The organism is Exiguobacterium sp. 9-2 (assembly GCF_036287235.1).
Taxonomy (GTDB): domain Bacteria; phylum Bacillota; class Bacilli; order Exiguobacteriales; family Exiguobacteriaceae; genus Exiguobacterium_A.
This window is the reverse complement of sequence record NZ_CP142850.1, coordinates 235,102-251,127: the sequence shown is the minus strand read 5'-3', so window position 1 is coordinate 251,127 and position 16,026 is coordinate 235,102. Positions and strand designations below refer to the sequence as shown.

The following is a 16,026-nucleotide window of genomic DNA, read 5'->3' as shown; positions in this document are numbered from 1 at the left end:
ATAAAAAAACGTTCGTCCCATAAATAGGACAAACGTTTTTGACTAACAAGTATTTATGAGCGGTCGGGACGTCGGACGATTAGTCCGTAATAAAGGACGAGTGCCAAACAATCAAGCGTCATGATAATCAGCCCCATCGGAACGGCCGATTGCTCCCCCATGATGCCGACGAGTGGTGACACGAGCGAACCGACGAGCATCGGGAGTAAACCAAGAAGTGCCGAGGCACTTCCAGCCGTTGCTCCGTAGTTTTGCATCGCTAAGGTAAAACCGAGCGTTGAGATCAAACCAACGCTTGAGACGACGAAGAAAAGTGGAATCATGACGAAAATCAATTGGTCCGTTAACGTTAAAGCGAGGAACAAAAAGATACTTGCACTCGCAACAACCGTCAAGCTGATTCGCATCAGACGTTCTGAATCAACTCGACCAGCAAGACGTCCAGCGATTTGAGCCGCTAAAATGATTCCGATTCCGTTTAAGCCGAACAAAAAACTGAACTGTTGCGGCGAAGCGCCATAAATATTTTGTAAGACGAACGGTGAACCGGAGATGTAGGCAAACATCGCGCCCATGACGAATGCTTGCGCAAACGCATAGCCGATGAAGACACGGTCCGTCAACAAACGTCCGAATGTCTTCAACGTCGTCGTCAAATTCCCTTCAACGCGTCTTTCGAGTGGAAGTGTTTCCGGCAAACGCAGTGCAACAGCGAGCAACATCAACGTACTTAAAATCGCCAGCAAGTAAAAGACAAAATGCCAGTCACCGAACCGAAGCAACTGTCCCCCGATGACGGGTGCTAGAATCGGTGCCGTTCCGTTGACGAGGGACAAGGCAGCAAAGAACCGCGTTAATTCCGGTCCTTCGAATAGATCACGAACGATTGCCCGGGAAATGACAATTCCTGACGCTCCGGCTGCCCCTTGGATGAAGCGCAGCGCAATCAACACTTCAATCGTTGGTGCCATCGCACACGCAAGAGAAGCGAGCAGATACGCAAGTAAAGCAATCATTAACGGACGCTTACGTCCACGAACATCACTGAGCGGACCAACGATCAATTGTCCGAGCGCCATTCCGAGCATACAAGCCGTCAAACTCAATTGGATCAGTGACGCACTCGCATCAAACGAGCGTGACATATCCGGAAAAGCAGGTAGATACATGTCGATCGAGAGCGGTCCTAGTGCAGCGAGTGAACCGAGGATCAAGATCAACGTCAAGCGGCCTGGTGTCATCGTCGTCTTTGTCATGACGTCACGTAATCCAAATCATGCAAGACATAAGCGAGGAAAAAGACGACCGATGGATTTTCATATGTCATCTGTACCTTTTTGAGTTGGGCCCGATAACCGGTCTCATACTCGACACCATTTAACTTTCGTTCCATGTTCATTTTGATCAACGCATCGAGTTTATCGATCACATCGACCATTTGCCCTTCGTACGTCTCGTCTTTTGCTTCAACGACGAATCGACGGAACGGTGCTCGGATGTCTTCTGGTAAATTGTTGATCAACGTCTCTCCTTCTGCCCGTTCATAAGCTTCGAAGGCTGCTGCCGTGACCGGCGTCGCATGTTTGACAGGTCCAAGAACATCTCCTGTCGTTCCTTCAACGAGATCATGGCACAAGAGACGAGAGACGACTTCTTCAATGTCGATCGTGACGCCGTATTTTTCTGATTCAATCAATCCATTGAAGATACCAAGCGAAGCTGCTCGAAACGCATGTGTCGCGTCGTTATCATCAATCGTATTAAAACGTCCTTTCCAGCGCCGAATCGTATCCATCATCAAGACGTTTTCGATAAAATGAGACATCTCGTCCTCTTCCATGACGGATTGTGTCAAGCGACGGATTGAAACGAGTGGGTGTCGTTCCAGAACAGCCTGTAATTCCGCTGCTTTTTGTTCGAAAAAGACGGACTCTGTCATCCGTGCTTCCCGGCGTGCATATAACATCGCATCAAACGTATCGATGGCTTCAACGATTCGTCCTTCCGGTGAATCATCTTCTGCATGAACAAGATACGTCGTAAAGGCTGGTTGAAGCGACTTCGAGAGTAAGGCGACGAGCTGTTCACTCGCCTGTTGTTCCATTGCCTGAATGTGTGCATGTAGCGTTGGCTCTTTTTTCGTCCGGTGTTTGATTGGTCCGGTGATGACCTCGTTCATGTCATGGAATAGGGCTTTTCCGAGCAATGTCAGGCGGTCGACTGGTGTTTGTCCGTCTGCTTCTTCTAAATAGCTTGCCATCAAACTGAATAAGGCAACACGAAAGCTATGACTGGCTGCGTTATCCGGAAAACGTGGTGCATATTCATCCCACCGTGGAACGTTTTGCATCCGCGTCAGCATCCGAATGAAATTACCGTTTTGCATAAAATCTCTCCTAACGAAAGACGGACAGAGAGTACCCTGCCCGCCATTGTATTATTTTGCTGATTTGGTTGAACTACTTCCGCTACGGAACCAACCAATGATTAAAATCAGGGCAAGTACGACCCAGAAGATCGTTTGCCATAGTGTACTCTCTGGAAACTCATGCGGCAAGACGTCGATTGACGGATGCGCAAGTGTCATGACGACGAGTTTTACGCCAACCCAAGCGACAAGCCAAAACGCTGCTTCTTCGATACCTGGTCGCTTTTGGAGCAAGACAACGAACCAACTCGCAAAGTAACGCATAATGACGAGACCAATGATCCCACTGAAGAAGACGACCCAGAATTGACCTGTATTCAGACCACCAATCGTTCCTCCGATCATCGGCAGTGTCGTTGCCATGGCGACAGCGGCAAGTGTCGAGTCGACAGCGAACGCTAAATCAGAGAATTCGACTTTAACAACCGTCCACCAAAAATTCGGTGAGGCTTTTTGTGAAGCAATCGAGTCCGGTACTTGGTGTTTATTCGATCGTGCCTCAACGATTCCTTTAAACGCCACGTAAAAGAGGTATATCGCTCCGAGTGCCTGAAGCTCCCAAATCGTCGCTAGGTACGAGGCAAAGAAGATTGCGACGAAACGTAAGACGAGTGCCCCGACGAGACCATAGAAAAGTGCTTTTTTACGCTGATCGTCTGGTAACGGTCGGACTAGGACAGCCATGACCATCGCATTGTCGGCAGATAATAACCCTTGCAAAATAATCAGTACGAGCCCGACGGTCGCATACTGTGTAATTAATCCAATATCCATACTAACGAATCCCCTTTTTTGTTCAGTCTATTCATTATATGCCGGTCGATCGGAAAGAAAAAGATGAAAGCTCGACTGAAGTACTTAACCTTGTGTTTTATTCCCATTGTTTAAGAAAACCTAACACCAAAAAACGACCCGTCATCGACGGATCGTTCCATTTCTTATAAGTTTTGATCAACTTTCTTTTCAGCATCTGGATTTGCTTTCGTTTTTGGTGAAGAGAACCAACCCCAAAGGGCAAGACCGACCATGACCGTCCAGAAGAATGCTTGCCACGGTGTACTGTGAGCAAATCCTTCCGGAAGTTTTAAGGCTTCGAAGACTGTTCCTTCGATTGATGCATGGTATTTCGGATGTTCGAGCGCAAGAACAGCTAGCTTCACACCGACCCAGGCAACGATTGCAAAGGCTGCTGTTTCAAGACCTGGACGTTCTGCAAGTAATTTCACGAAGACACGGGCCGCGAAACGCATGAGGACAACACCCATTAAACCACCCGTTAAGATGACGATGAAGTGACCGGTGTTCAAACCACCGATTTCGCCCGATCCCCAGTTCGGAAGTGCGACTGCTAAAGCAACTGCAGCAAGAATCGAATCGACAGCAAATGCTAAGTCAGCGAATTCAATCTTCGCGACTGTCCGCCAGAATTCACCTTTTGAAACTGGCTCTTCCGACTTCGGCTCTGCATCGAGTTCATTTTCGGCGCCATGATTCTCACCGAGTTTCCTTGCCTTAGCGGTCTTATAAATATGCCGTAATCCCATGATGAGCAAGTACGCTGCTCCAAGTGCTTGGATTTGCCAAATATCGACGAGGAATGAAATCGCGAACAGTGCCGCGAACCGTAAAACGAATGCTCCAGCTAATCCATAAAAAAGTGCTTTCTTTTGTTGTTCTCCTGGTAAGTGCTTAACCATGACCGCGAGTACGAGTGCATTATCTGCCGAAAGTAATCCTTCAAGCGCGATCAAGACGAGTACGACCCAGGCATATTGAAGTAATAACTGCCAATCCATCTCTGTCATCCCTTTCTCTGACTATCTGTAAAATCAAAAATACATTGTATGACTATGACAAAAACAATAATTACACGTTCACCTGAACATATACTATAGGATAATGTACCCGATTGCAAGCATGTTATTCCTCCGGCTATGGAATGTGTCGATTTTAAGTCGTGCGAGTTTCGTTTATCGAACGTTCGTGATAAAATTCAAGACAACACTTTAGTAATGAAACGATGAAACACATTTGCGGAATCATCAGACTTGCTCGTCTCTAGCATTCCTGTCATGTTATTACTATTGAAACACTACAAAAGGACAAAGGGGCCCATAAATATGTCTACCTACCCGATTACGTTACCAACGAAAGAAGAGCGCCATAAGCTGTTCGGTTCGGTACCACCAATCAAAGGAACAAAACCGACTGAAAAAGATAAAATGGTCGACTTGCAAAATACACCGAAGAACTTCCTGTTCGCACTTGACGCTGTTGGAATCTCAAACGTTAAACATCCTGTCGTCATCCAAGACGGGGACAAAACACAAGCGACAGTCGCAACGTTCGAGTTGTCGACGTCACTCGTACAAGACCGTAAAGGGATCAACATGAGTCGCTTAACGGAACAACTTGATCAATACCATAACGAAGGTTGGACAGTTACGAATGAATCACTTATTCAATTCGCGCGTGATTTAGCGGACCGTATGGAACAAACAGAAGGTCAATTGACGATCCGTTACCCATGGTTCTTTACACGTAAAGCACCTGCAACGGGACTTAGTGGGTTGATGAATGCCGAAGTATGGCAAACGGTCAGCGTCAACACGGAAACGAATGAAGCGACATTATCTGTCGGCTTGACGATCAACGTCACGACACTTTGCCCATGTTCGAAAGAAATCAGCGAGTACAGTGCCCACAACCAACGTGGCTACGTCACGATGGAAGCTTCGTTACGTGATGAAGCAGAAGACTTTGACTGGAAACAATCATTGCTTGATGCGGCTGAATCAAATGCTTCTGCCCCACTTCACCCGGTACTCAAACGTCCGGATGAAAAACGCGTGACAGAGATGGCATACGAAAATCCACGTTTCGTAGAAGACATGGTGCGCTTGATTGCTGCTGACCTATACGAAATGGATCCAATTGCTTCGTTCTACGTCGAATGTCGCAACGAAGAAACGATTCATCAACATGATGCAATCGCACGCATCACGTTCGATAAAGACGCACAATAAGCAAGCTCGCCGTACTTCCTCTCCACTAGAGGGAGTACGGCTTTTTTGTTTATCAGCATTGCCCTTCGTTTTGCGAGCGTTTACACTTAACTCGAATGGAGGAATACATATGTTGGAACTGATTCCTTTTTTACTCGAGCGACTTGGTATCATGATCATCTTAGCGTTCATCCTCGCCCAGTGGGGACCAACGCGACGCTTGTTGCGTCAACCGGAAGCAGGTTGGCAATTCCGTGTCCTCGTCCTGTTTTTTGCGACGTATGGGATCTTAAGTAACTATACAGGGGTCAAAGTCGACTTAGCAGAATTCTTGCCCCATGCTTGGCTCGAAGAGGTCGACGGAACATCGGCAATCGCGAATACACGAACGATGATCGTTGTCATCAGTGGGTTACTCGCTGGTCCGCTTGGTGGATTGATGACTGGACTGATCGTCGGGATTCATCGGTATTCCCTCGGCGGGTTCACAGCATTTGCTTGTACGCTTTCGACCGTCATTGCCGGTGGTGTCAGTGGATTACTTCGCCCTTACTGGCGTGACCGACTCGGCAGCCAAGCATTGTTACCTGTTTGTCTGACCGCTTTTTTGATGCTATTTGAAATGTCATTGATTTTACTGTTCGCCCGCCCCTTTGACGCGGCTGTTGAACTCGTCCAGTTTATCTTCTTGCCGATGACACTCATTAACGTCCTTGGCGTCTGGTTATTTTTATCGATCATCCGCCTTGCTGCGCGAGAAGAAGAAACCGTCCGTGCACGAGAAGCAGAACGGTCGTTGCATATCGCCGATTTGACGCTTCCGCACCTGACGCGTGGTCTACATATCCATACGGCAGAAGCTGTCGCGGAAATTCTGTTGCAGCAAACACGAGCCGAAGCCGTCTCTTTGACGGATCAATCCGTTATCCTTGCTCACCTTGGCATCGGAAGTGATCACCATCAAGCAGGTAGTCACTGGACGACAAAACCAACCGAACATGTCTTACAGGATGGACAAGTTCGTCTTGTGACGGAACGACTCGATATCGGCTGTCCCGTAACGGATTGCCCACTTCAAGCGGGCATCATCGCTCCGCTCATCGTCGGGGAAACGACGATCGGGACGTTAAAAGTCTACTATCCCCACGCCGAATTGCTCGACGCCGTGGAAGTCGAACTCATTGAAGGATTAGCAAAACTGTTTTCTACACAACTGGCACTCGGGAACGCACAGCGCCAAGCTGATTTACTGAAGGATGCCGAGATCCGGGCACTCGAAGCACAAATTCATCCACACTTCCTGTTCAATGCCATCAATACGATTTATGCACTGTGCCGAACGGATGTCGAACAGGCACGGACATTGTTGCTCGAATTATCAACGTTTTTCCGTAGTAACCTCCAAGGAGCACGCTCGACGAAAATTCCGCTCCAAAAGGAACTCGAGCATATCGAAGCGTATACATCCCTTGAAGCTGCTCGTTTTCCAAATCGACCGTTCCTCGATATCGATTTAGCGGAAGAGACGACGTCTTTACTCGTTCCACCGTTTATCTTACAACCGTTGATCGAGAATGCGTTCCTTCATGCTTTTTTGAATGAGCAGACGGGATATGTCGGGGTGACGGCATGGTGTGAGGCAGATCAACTTTACCTCGAAGTCGTCGATAACGGACGCGGGATTGAAGCCTCTCGCCTTGCTCGTCTCGGTCGAGAAGTCGTTCCATCTTCTGGTACCGGTACCGCGTTATTCAATACGGCAGAACGGATTCGAAGCCTGTACGGTGAAAAAGGACAGTTTACGATCACGAGTGACGGTCAAAACGGAACGACGATTACAATTCGCCTTCCCATTGAAGTCAGAAAGGAGAACCAGCATGCGCACCTTGTTGATTGAAGATGAACCGCTCGCACGTGACGAGCTCCGTTATCACGTGACCGCAGCCGGTCTTGAAGTCGTCGGAGAAACCGGTAGTGTCGAAGAAGCGGAACGACTCGTCCGCTCCCTTCAACCCGACTTAGTCTTTCTTGATATCGAGCTGACGGACGGAAGCGGTCTTGAAGTCGCCAAACGATTGAAGTCGATGCCACGTCCTCCGGCTCTTTTGTTTGTAACGGCATATGATGCTCATGCACTTGAAGCCTTTGAACTCAATGCCTATGACTACATCTTGAAACCGTATGATCCGGCACGGATCGTGCGCGCCATCGAAAAAGTCGCACGACCGCTTCCGAAAAAAGCACCTCGACTTGAACGTTTAGCTGTCGAAACGGGAGATCGACTCAAACTCTTATCTCCGCAAGATATTGATTACATCGTCGCTGAAAACGGGAAAACGAAAATCGTAACGGAACATGAAGCGTATCCTTCAAACGAGACCTTACTCGAACTTGAACGAAAGCTTCAAGATCATCGGTTTTTACGGGTTCATCGCTCGTATCTCGTGAACTTATCAGCGATTGACGCGATTGAACCTTGGTTTAACGGGGCTTACAACTTAAAGATTCACCAAATCGATGTGCCGGTCAGTCGGACGTATGTCAAACTATTGAAAGAAGCGCTCGGTATTTGAGTGCTTCTTTTTTGTGATTCAAGGTCCTTTTTCAACCTTTCGTCGTACAAAATCGACAACTCATCTAAAAATTAAAGAAAGCGCTTCCACAACTTGTATACTAAATCCATCATAGTTCATTCAAGAGGAGGAATTTTAGATGAGCGCTACTCCCATCGTCATTGCTGTCATCTGTATCTTATTAATCGCGTATCGTCTCTACGGTACATTCATGGCTGCGAAAGTCTTAAAAATCAAAGATGATCGCGAAACGCCTGCTCATAAACTAGCGGACGGAAAAGATTACGTTCCAACGAACAAATGGGTCTCATTCGGACACCATTTTGCGGCAATCGCTGCTGCTGGTCCACTCGTCGGACCTGTCCTTGCTGCTCAGTTCGGCTACCTACCCGGCTTACTGTGGCTCTTGATCGGTGCCGTCATCGGGGGAGCGGTCCATGATATGGTCGTCCTGTTTGCCTCGATGCGTCAAGATGGTCAATCGTTGTCCGAAGTCGCTAAAAAAGAATTAGGTCCCGTCGCTGGTTTTTGTGCCGGTCTTGCGATGCTCTTCATCATCACGATTACGATGGCGGGACTATCGATGGTCGTCCTGCACGCACTTGAACATAATCCATGGGGCACATTCGCTGTCTTCTCGACGATTCCGATCGCGATGCTCGTTGGGATTTACTTACGTAAAGGTGGTAACCTAGCCCTTGCTTCAACAGTCGGTTTTCTACTCATCTTAGCTGCGATTGGTTTTGGTCCTCAGTTGACGGAAACATTCATCGGTGACTGGTTCGACCTGTCCTCTCGTCAGCTCGCAATCGCTCTACCGATTTATGCATTCTTCGCTGCGGCACTGCCTGTATGGCTCTTGCTCGCACCACGCGACTATCTATCAAGTTTCATGAAGATCGGTGTTTTCCTTGCCTTAATCGTTGGTGTCTTCATCATCAACCCGGACATTCGATTCCCAGCATTCACGAAGTTCGTTGATGGCGGTGGTCCAATCATCGCTGGTCCAGTCTGGCCATTCATCTCGATCACGATTGCCTGTGGTGCAATCTCTGGTTTCCACGCTTTCGTTGGTTCTGGTACGACACCGAAGATGATCAATCGGTGGAGTGACATCAAACCGGTTGCTTTTGGTGCCATGCTTGTTGAATGTCTTGTTGCCGTCATGGCATTGATTGCTGCGACATCTCTTGAAGTCGGTGATTACTTTGCCATCAACTCAACACCAGAAGTATTCGCAACTCTAGGTATGAGCACGGTCTACTTGGATGATTTATCTCGTGAAATCGGACTCGACCTTGCAGGTCGAACGGGTGGTGCCGTTTCACTCGCCGTCGGTATGACGTTCATCTTCCGCGCCATCCCATGGTTCAAAGAGATTGCCGGTTTCTTCTTCCAATTCGTCATTCTGTTCGAAGCGGTCTTCATTTTAACTGCAATCGACGCAGGAACACGTGTCGCCCGTTACTTGATTCAAGATTTCTTCGGTGAATTCTATAAACCACTCAAACGCGTCGACTGGATTCCAGGTGCAATCTTTGCTTCAGCACTCGGTACGTTCTTCTGGGGCTATCTCCTGTTCTCAGGTGACATCGGTTCGATTTGGGCATTATTCGGGGTATCAAATCAGCTGATGGCTTCAATCGGCTTGATCATCGGAACGACGATCATCTTGAAAATCGCCGATAAAAAAGTCTATGCCCTGACGACGTTCATCCCGCTCGTCTACCTCCTGATCACAGTAACATTTGCTGATATCTGGATGGTCGCAAACGTTTATGCAAATCCAGATTCTCCAGGATTTAGCGTCTTGAATACCGTCTTATCCGTAACGATGGGACTGCTCGCGATCGTCATTACGATCTCAGCCGTCAAGAAATGGATTGAACTATTGAACTCACCACGTTGGGAAAATCAAAAACGTTCTGCGTAAGCGGATTAGTTATATGATAAAAGGCAGTGGACGCATCCACTGCCTTTTTCGTATCTCATGCTTAGAACGGATTATAAAATCGATTGCCGTCATGGAAAGTGACGACAAACGAGAAAATTGTCAAAAGTACTACACAACTGATGGCGACATAATCGATGCGTGTCATCGTCTGTTGGTTGTACCACGTCCGCTTTCGTCCCGCACCAAATCCACGGAGATCCATCGCATTGCTGACGGTTTCAATTCGTTCGAGACTCGTAAACAGCAACGGAAGTAAAATCTGGATGCTATTACGCGCCCGTTGCCAAAGCGAACCATGCGAGACGGCAATTCCCCGCGCTTCCTGAGCGTTCGCAATCGTCCGAAAGTCCGCTTGTACGTCTGGAATGTAACGGAGCGCTAATGAGACAGCGAAGGCGATTTTATACGGTACACCAATCCGGTTCAACGAGGACGCGAATTCTGTCGGATGGGTCGTGACGAGAAACAACACAGCAATCGGAACGATCACACTGTATTTTAAGATGAGATTAAACAGATAAAACAATTGTTCTGATGTTATCGTAAAGCGACCAACGCCTTCAAATAAAACGTGACGCGAACCGTAGATTTCAACGCCCTGCTCTGGTTCGAATAGATAAACGGCGAGTGCATTAATCAGGACAAATATTGCTGTAAAGATCAAAACGAATCGGACTTCCCGAAACTGAATACGTGACAATCGGAATAACACGATGCTGACTAAACCAAGAACAAGTAAGACACGCGTATCATAGGTAAACATCGTTGCTGTCGTAAATAACAAGAATCCGATCAGTTTCGTCGTTCCCGTCAATCGATGAATCGGTGACGCTTTTTCAATATAGCCAAGCATTTCTACAGCCATTGTTCCCGCTCCTTTCGCTCCGCCGTAATCACGGACTCGACGAATCGTTCCGCATCGATGTCGAGATGTTTCGCTATCGTAAAGAGCGATGTTTGCTTTAAATGGGCATGATGCAGCAACTGTTCTTGATTTAGCAGTCCAAATGACGTTCCGGCGTAACGGATGCGTCCAGCTTGCACCAGGCAGACTTGATCGCTGTACTCTAAGACGAGATGCATATCATGCGTGATGATGAGTAACGTCATCCCCTCTTGTTTCAATCCTTCTAAAAAGCCCATCATATCCGAATAATGCCGGTAATCTTGACCAGCTGTCGGTTCATCGAGAATCAAGATATCCGGTCGTCGAACGAGAATCGAAGCAATCGTCACCCGTTTCTTCTGACCAAAACTTAGTGCTTGGATCGGCCAATTGCGAAACGGATATAATCCGCAGCGACGTAACGTCTGCTCGAGACGCTCGTTTTCTTCCGCTTCACTCAATCCGAGTGTCTGCATCCCGTAGCGAATTTCCTCCTGCACGAGGTGCTTCGAAATCATATGATTCGGATTTTGCAGGACGAATCCGATTGACCCTGCCCGCTCGGCGATCGGTTGGTGCGTAATGTCGGTCCCGTTAAGTAGGATTCGGCCACTCGTTGACCGTTGATAACCACTCAACACTTTCGCAAGCGTTGATTTCCCTGCACCATTCTGACCGACGATCGTTGTCAGTGTTCCTTTTTGAAAAGTCGCCGTCACATCTTCAAGCACTGGCGTTCCTTGATGATAATGAAACGCCAACTGCTCAAGTTCAAGCAATGAATCAGAGATTGCAGCCTCTTTTTGAGGAGCTTCTTCTAAACGTTCTAACACGTCTTTCTGGTTGAACTGCTCTAAAAAAGGATCGATGCGGCTCGGCTGATCTACAGACTCCACGGTCATGCCAGCCCAGCGTGCGGCACTGACATAGAGGGGTTCACGCAATATTGCTTGTTGCAGTTTTCCGTTACTTAAGATGACGTCAGGATGATGATCGGCGATAATTTCTCCGTCGACCATGACGATGATGCGATCAAATGGAATGACCAGTACATCCTCGATTCGGTGTTCAACGACGATCAGTGTTCGGTTCGTATCGCGTTGCAGTCGATCCATTAACATCATCGCTTCTTGACCCGCTACCGGATCGAGATTTGCGAGTGGTTCATCAAACAATAAGATATCCGCATCTTCGACGAGAACTCCAGCCAATGCCGCCCGTTGTCGCTGACCTCCTGATAAATCATTTAATCGCGCTTGCAAAAGCGTCTCGACGTCCGTCATCCGTGCGACGCGTTCGACGATCTCGTGCATTTCCGGTCGCCCTGTCTGTTTGTTCTCGAGCGCAAAGGCAATGTCTTCGCCAACCGATAAACCAACGAACTGCGCATCTGGATCCTGTAACACCGTGCCAATATGCAGCGAACGATCAAATAACGATAACGTCCGGGCATCCTGCCCTTTGATCAGAACCTGTCCTTTCCACGTTCCCGGGTACGAGAATGGAATCAACCCATTGATGCACTGAGCAAGCGTACTTTTTCCTGAACCCGAAGGTCCAACAATTAAGATGCGTTCGCCTGCTTGAATCGTTAACTGAATCTGCCGGAGTGTCGGTTCCGACTGACTCCGATATGTAAATGAAAAATCCTGAAATTCAATCACGTTTGTCATGTCTTTCTCCCCCCAAGCTAAATGAGCTATGTCCCTGCCGTTTCTTCGCACAGGATCATAGCTCATTCGGTCAAACTTCGCGTTTCAAGCTGCCTGCTTTACTTCTTGTTTTGGCATACGTGACGAGTAATAACGTTCCGATGACACCGACTGTCAAGATGTTTGATGTCGCAGCGACCGCACCTTGAACGAAGACTTTATTCGCCGGCTCCGTGTAAATTAAAATATCGAGTACAGGTGCGATGATGATCCAACCAATCGCTTGCACGATGGCTTGTGTGGCGTTGAATAAAACGATTTTACGAGTCGTCAATCCGCCTTCTTCTAAACGAATTCGGTTAGCAATCAATCCGATACCAAACCCGACGAACCCGGAGACGATGACCCAACTCCACCACGGGGAACCGTATAAAATCGCATCTTTTAAGCCATGACCGATCAGACCGATCAAGCCGGCTGTAACCGGTCCGAACAAGACCGCCATGAATGCGAGAAATGCATAGGCTGTCTCGATTGACGTGTTCGGTACGCCTGTCGGAATCGCAGCGAATCGACTTAAAATGATGAATACAGCTGCTCCGATCCCAGTTGCGACGATTTGTTTTGTCGTAAATCCTTTCATGTTCGATCTCCTCCTTTAATGTGTTGTACGCTAACACTCCAATCATTTCCGATTCCAACTTCAAATGCATGTGCAAACGAACCTTGATTCAAGGCAAGAGCAATCTGATCCAGCGAATTGATGTAGACAACTCCTGAACCGACCGGCACATCTGCGAACGAATGACCGAAGAGCAGTGTTTGTTCGTAGACGATCCGGTCTCGGTACGAAACCCTTACCTTGACGTGGCTCCCGATATCGAGACCTGTCTGACGGACGAGTGCGACGGGAATGTTCGTCCAGACGTTTCCGAAGCGGACATCGAGAATCTCGACGATACCCGTGACACCGATATCCGACGACGAGGCAGGTGTCCGGTCGAGTAAGACGAGTTCTTCAGTAGGTAAAAGCGGTCCCATCTCTTCGAACGTGATGACGTGGCTCGATAATCGCGCACCCGTGAAGGCAAAGATATCTCGTCCGTGAAACGTGTACGATTCTCCCATCCGAGGCAGACGATGCCGGCGATCATCGAGTTGTCTCACTTCCGCAATGTATCCGGCTTGCCAAAGATGCGTCAACGTCCCATTATCCGGTGTAATGATGTATTGATTGGTCCGTGTTCGCGCGACGACACTCTTTCGCCTCGACCCGACACCCGGATCGACGATAGAAACGAACACCGTTTGCTCCGTCCAGTACGGCACCGTCTGCAGTAACCGATAGGACGCTTCCCAAATGTGGAATGGCGGAATGTCATGCGTTAAATCAAAAATCCGAATCTCCGGATTGATGCTATGGGCCACCCCATACATCGCACTCACTGCCCCATCACTCACGCCAAAGTCTGATTGCAATACCAATGCTTCTGCCATCTCGTCATCCTCCTCCTGCGGGAACGTCTCCACAAAAAAAGACACCACGCCCTTATTTCTCAGGACGTGATGTCTGATCACGTGGTACCACCTTCGTTCATGACTCAACTCACGCTCAGCCACCTCTAGGAGTACGAGACTCCATGGAATGCTAACGGTATCCTTCCTACCGGTCGGTTCTACTGATGAACACGGTTCACGTTCTTCCGACTGCTCCGGGACCATCTTCAAGTATCGAAATCGTCTCATTTCCAGCAACAGAGACTCTCTATCGATTTCCAATCACTTTACTCTTCCCATCTACACATGCAGATTCAGTTGTCTGAAAATTTAAATTAATAGTACAACCGTTTTATTCCTGGCGCAAGGTTTTTTACTCAGAAATCTTTAAATTCGTCGTCCGGATCGTTCCCCATGGTGACACATCCGCTCGGACTTCCAGTGCTTTTGCTTTTTCGTATTGTTTTCCGCTTCCCTGTTCGACATAATACTGCGTCAACTGCGGAATCGATACATATTGCTCGTAATAATCGCCGGCGATACTTCCGAAGAATCGTTCATTCGAAATCCGATCGATTTGAGCATAACCGGAAGCATCCGTCTTGAAGCTGACATAGACACGTCCGTTTTGAATCCTCGGACCAGGTTTTAAATCTGGGTACTGAAGCATCACGTATTCGCCGTAAACGGGATCAAACGGATCAAACGGTTCTGCCCGAAAACGGTACGATGTCCCGAACCAGGAGGTCGCAAAAAAGCTGACGATCAACAGACCGACGGCGCATGTCTGCAATACTGGTATCAGATAACGCTTCATGACGCCACACCTCCTTTACGGCGTAACCACCATAAGACACCGGACAATAAGAAGATGAGTAGCGCACCAATGAGGAAAAATAAGGACATGTTTAAACGATCCCATGCATATATGACATATATCGCAATTTGAACGAGAATGAAATAGAGAAAGGCTGGCCAGACGACTGCATGACGGCGTTCTTGATATAACAGATACAGTAGCGCGGATAATTCAAAGAGAATGGCAAGTAGAATTGCCTGTTCATCAATCCAGAGTACTCCGACGAATCCAAGCGGTACGATGAACAACAATCCACGACGTTTTTGATAGAGAAAGATTCCTAGACCGGTGGAGACGATAGCTAACAGTACCGCTTCTGTCACGGAGGGTAATACGACGTTTGATTCCGCACGAACGGATAAATAGATGATCGAACTGATAGCAGCGACGACCAGATAGACCATCTCGACGATACGGCGATTGGATTCCTCACGAACAAGCCAGAGAACTGGAACAAGCAAAAATAGCGTCCAAATCGGCCACAGGAATCCGTCATATGATACGAGGAGAAACAAGGATAGACCGCTGAAAAAAAGAAACAGCCAGCTAAATAAAAGCGACGGCAGCTGTTGACTGAAGTAAAACCAGCTGAACGAAAGTATAATCATAAGACTAAAGGACGTCCAGTCAAGATAACTCGCCTGCTCCTGACCAAATCCCCCAAGACTCGTGAAGATCGTCCATCCGGAAAGAAAGGCGACGACACCGTATGCCTCATGACGCCAAAGTACATAATGTACTAACGCGGCGACAAACACACACCAACCGAGTAATGATCCTTCCATCGGCAAATGAAAACTTTGAACCACGACGAGAATTGAGGCACCAAATGCTAGGATTCCACCGATTCGAAAGACAATCGGATGAAGAATATGACGACGTTCCGAAAGATCTGCCACGATGTAACAGCTCCACATGAGTACTACGACGAGTCCGATTTTCCAGCCGACTGGCATCGCTTGCCAATTAGCAGCCAAAAAGCTGAATACAGCCAATACGACGAAGGTACCTCCAATGATTAATAACAAAGGCAGACGTTGTTTTGTTGAACGTTGATTTTCATAGTTCAGAATTCGTTCAACAGTTGCTTCATCCAAAAGACCTGCATCTTGCCACTCTCTTATTTTACGAAACTGCTTCACCGTACCCACCTCCTTCGAAGTGTTAGATAC

14 protein-coding genes are annotated in these 16,026 nt (G+C 47.9%); 4 read left to right on the top strand and 10 right to left on the bottom strand.

Annotated elements, in window-relative coordinates; genetic code table 11:
• Nucleotides 1–53: 53 nt before the first annotated feature.
• The 4 genes from VJ374_RS01415 to VJ374_RS01400 form a co-directional block, all read right to left on the bottom strand.
• Entirely contained in the window at nucleotides 54–1,256 is a 1,203-nt protein-coding gene (locus tag VJ374_RS01415; protein ID WP_035411382.1) for a multidrug effflux MFS transporter, read from the bottom strand.
• Nucleotides 1,253–2,386 carry a YfbR-like 5'-deoxynucleotidase gene (locus VJ374_RS01410; protein ID WP_308102233.1) on the bottom strand — a complete coding sequence of 378 codons (1,134 nt, stop codon included), beginning with the start codon at nucleotides 2,384–2,386 and terminating at the stop codon, nucleotides 1,253–1,255. Before VJ374_RS01410 ends, VJ374_RS01415 begins: the two co-directional genes overlap by 4 nt.
• Before the next feature lie 51 nt (nucleotides 2,387–2,437).
• Nucleotides 2,438–3,202 (bottom strand): TerC family protein, encoded by a 765-nt coding sequence (locus VJ374_RS01405; protein WP_035411388.1) that lies wholly within the window; start codon nucleotides 3,200–3,202, stop codon nucleotides 2,438–2,440.
• A 164-nt stretch (nucleotides 3,203–3,366) separates the two neighbouring features.
• Nucleotides 3,367–4,224 carry a TerC family protein gene (locus VJ374_RS01400; RefSeq protein ID WP_035411391.1) on the bottom strand — a complete coding sequence of 286 codons (858 nt, stop codon included), beginning with the start codon at nucleotides 4,222–4,224 and terminating at the stop codon, nucleotides 3,367–3,369.
• A gap of 324 nt (nucleotides 4,225–4,548) precedes the next feature.
• On the opposite strand from VJ374_RS01400, the gene folE2 reads away from it, so the two are divergent.
• The 4 genes from folE2 to VJ374_RS01380 all read left to right on the top strand — a co-directional run bounded on the left by folE2 (nucleotide 4,549) and on the right by VJ374_RS01380 (nucleotide 9,939).
• Nucleotides 4,549–5,454, top strand: a complete 906-nt coding sequence (gene folE2, locus VJ374_RS01395; protein ID WP_035411393.1) for a GTP cyclohydrolase FolE2 — start codon at nucleotides 4,549–4,551, stop codon at nucleotides 5,452–5,454.
• A gap of 109 nt (nucleotides 5,455–5,563) precedes the next feature.
• Entirely contained in the window at nucleotides 5,564–7,330 is a 1,767-nt protein-coding gene (locus tag VJ374_RS01390) for a LytS/YhcK type 5TM receptor domain-containing protein (RefSeq protein ID WP_290748314.1), read from the top strand.
• A complete protein-coding gene (locus VJ374_RS01385) occupies nucleotides 7,311–8,006 on the top strand; it encodes a LytR/AlgR family response regulator transcription factor (RefSeq protein ID WP_035411399.1) in 696 nt (231 codons plus the stop codon). Before VJ374_RS01390 ends, VJ374_RS01385 begins: the two co-directional genes overlap by 20 nt.
• Nucleotides 8,007–8,145: 139 nt before the next feature.
• The gene (locus tag VJ374_RS01380) at nucleotides 8,146–9,939 is read left to right on the top strand and encodes a carbon starvation CstA family protein (RefSeq protein ID WP_035411402.1); all 1,794 of its coding nucleotides are present in this window, start codon (nucleotides 8,146–8,148) and stop codon (nucleotides 9,937–9,939) included.
• A gap of 61 nt (nucleotides 9,940–10,000) precedes the next feature.
• Here the strand turns inward: VJ374_RS01380 and VJ374_RS01375 are convergent, their stop codons facing one another.
• The 6 genes from VJ374_RS01375 to VJ374_RS01350 form a co-directional block, all read right to left on the bottom strand.
• Nucleotides 10,001–10,825 carry an energy-coupling factor transporter transmembrane component T family protein gene (locus VJ374_RS01375; RefSeq protein ID WP_056064403.1) on the bottom strand — a complete coding sequence of 275 codons (825 nt, stop codon included), beginning with the start codon at nucleotides 10,823–10,825 and terminating at the stop codon, nucleotides 10,001–10,003.
• Entirely contained in the window at nucleotides 10,816–12,519 is a 1,704-nt protein-coding gene (locus VJ374_RS01370; protein ID WP_290773747.1) for an energy-coupling factor transporter ATPase, read from the bottom strand. The genes VJ374_RS01375 and VJ374_RS01370 overlap by 10 nt, the downstream gene beginning before the upstream one ends.
• Nucleotides 12,520–12,589: 70 nt before the next feature.
• A complete protein-coding gene (locus VJ374_RS01365) occupies nucleotides 12,590–13,141 on the bottom strand; it encodes an ECF-type riboflavin transporter substrate-binding protein (protein WP_056064409.1) in 552 nt (183 codons plus the stop codon).
• The gene (locus VJ374_RS01360; protein WP_329469828.1) at nucleotides 13,138–13,995 is read right to left on the bottom strand and encodes an SAM hydrolase/SAM-dependent halogenase family protein; all 858 of its coding nucleotides are present in this window, start codon (nucleotides 13,993–13,995) and stop codon (nucleotides 13,138–13,140) included. The genes VJ374_RS01365 and VJ374_RS01360 overlap by 4 nt, the downstream gene beginning before the upstream one ends.
• Before the next feature lie 373 nt (nucleotides 13,996–14,368).
• Nucleotides 14,369–14,812, bottom strand: a complete 444-nt coding sequence (locus tag VJ374_RS01355; protein ID WP_329469827.1) for a GDYXXLXY domain-containing protein — start codon at nucleotides 14,810–14,812, stop codon at nucleotides 14,369–14,371.
• The gene (locus tag VJ374_RS01350) at nucleotides 14,809–15,996 is read right to left on the bottom strand and encodes a DUF2157 domain-containing protein (RefSeq protein WP_308102236.1); all 1,188 of its coding nucleotides are present in this window, start codon (nucleotides 15,994–15,996) and stop codon (nucleotides 14,809–14,811) included. The genes VJ374_RS01355 and VJ374_RS01350 overlap by 4 nt, the downstream gene beginning before the upstream one ends.
• Nucleotides 15,997–16,026: the final 30 nt, after the last annotated feature.

Excerpts from the sequence above, each read along its gene's own strand:
- folE2 (WP_035411393.1), top strand. The coding sequence starts at position 4,549 with ATGTCTACCTACCCGATTACGTTACCAACGAAAGAAGAGCGCCATAAG.
- VJ374_RS01400 (WP_035411391.1), bottom strand. The coding sequence starts at position 4,224 with ATGGATTGGCAGTTATTACTTCAATATGCCTGGGTCGTACTCGTCTTG.
- VJ374_RS01405 (WP_035411388.1), bottom strand. The coding sequence starts at position 3,202 with ATGGATATTGGATTAATTACACAGTATGCGACCGTCGGGCTCGTACTG.
- VJ374_RS01365 (WP_056064409.1), bottom strand. The coding sequence starts at position 13,141 with ATGAAAGGATTTACGACAAAACAAATCGTCGCAACTGGGATCGGAGCA.
- VJ374_RS01390 (WP_290748314.1), top strand. The coding sequence starts at position 5,564 with ATGTTGGAACTGATTCCTTTTTTACTCGAGCGACTTGGTATCATGATC.
- VJ374_RS01370 (WP_290773747.1), bottom strand. The coding sequence starts at position 12,519 with ATGACAAACGTGATTGAATTTCAGGATTTTTCATTTACATATCGGAGT.
- VJ374_RS01375 (WP_056064403.1), bottom strand. The coding sequence starts at position 10,825 with ATGGCTGTAGAAATGCTTGGCTATATTGAAAAAGCGTCACCGATTCAT.
- VJ374_RS01385 (WP_035411399.1), top strand. The coding sequence starts at position 7,311 with ATGCGCACCTTGTTGATTGAAGATGAACCGCTCGCACGTGACGAGCTC.
- VJ374_RS01355 (WP_329469827.1), bottom strand. The coding sequence starts at position 14,812 with ATGAAGCGTTATCTGATACCAGTATTGCAGACATGCGCCGTCGGTCTG.
- VJ374_RS01360 (WP_329469828.1), bottom strand. The coding sequence starts at position 13,995 with ATGGCAGAAGCATTGGTATTGCAATCAGACTTTGGCGTGAGTGATGGG.
- VJ374_RS01415 (WP_035411382.1), bottom strand. The coding sequence starts at position 1,256 with ATGACAAAGACGACGATGACACCAGGCCGCTTGACGTTGATCTTGATC.
- VJ374_RS01380 (WP_035411402.1), top strand. The coding sequence starts at position 8,146 with ATGAGCGCTACTCCCATCGTCATTGCTGTCATCTGTATCTTATTAATC.
- VJ374_RS01410 (WP_308102233.1), bottom strand. The coding sequence starts at position 2,386 with ATGCAAAACGGTAATTTCATTCGGATGCTGACGCGGATGCAAAACGTT.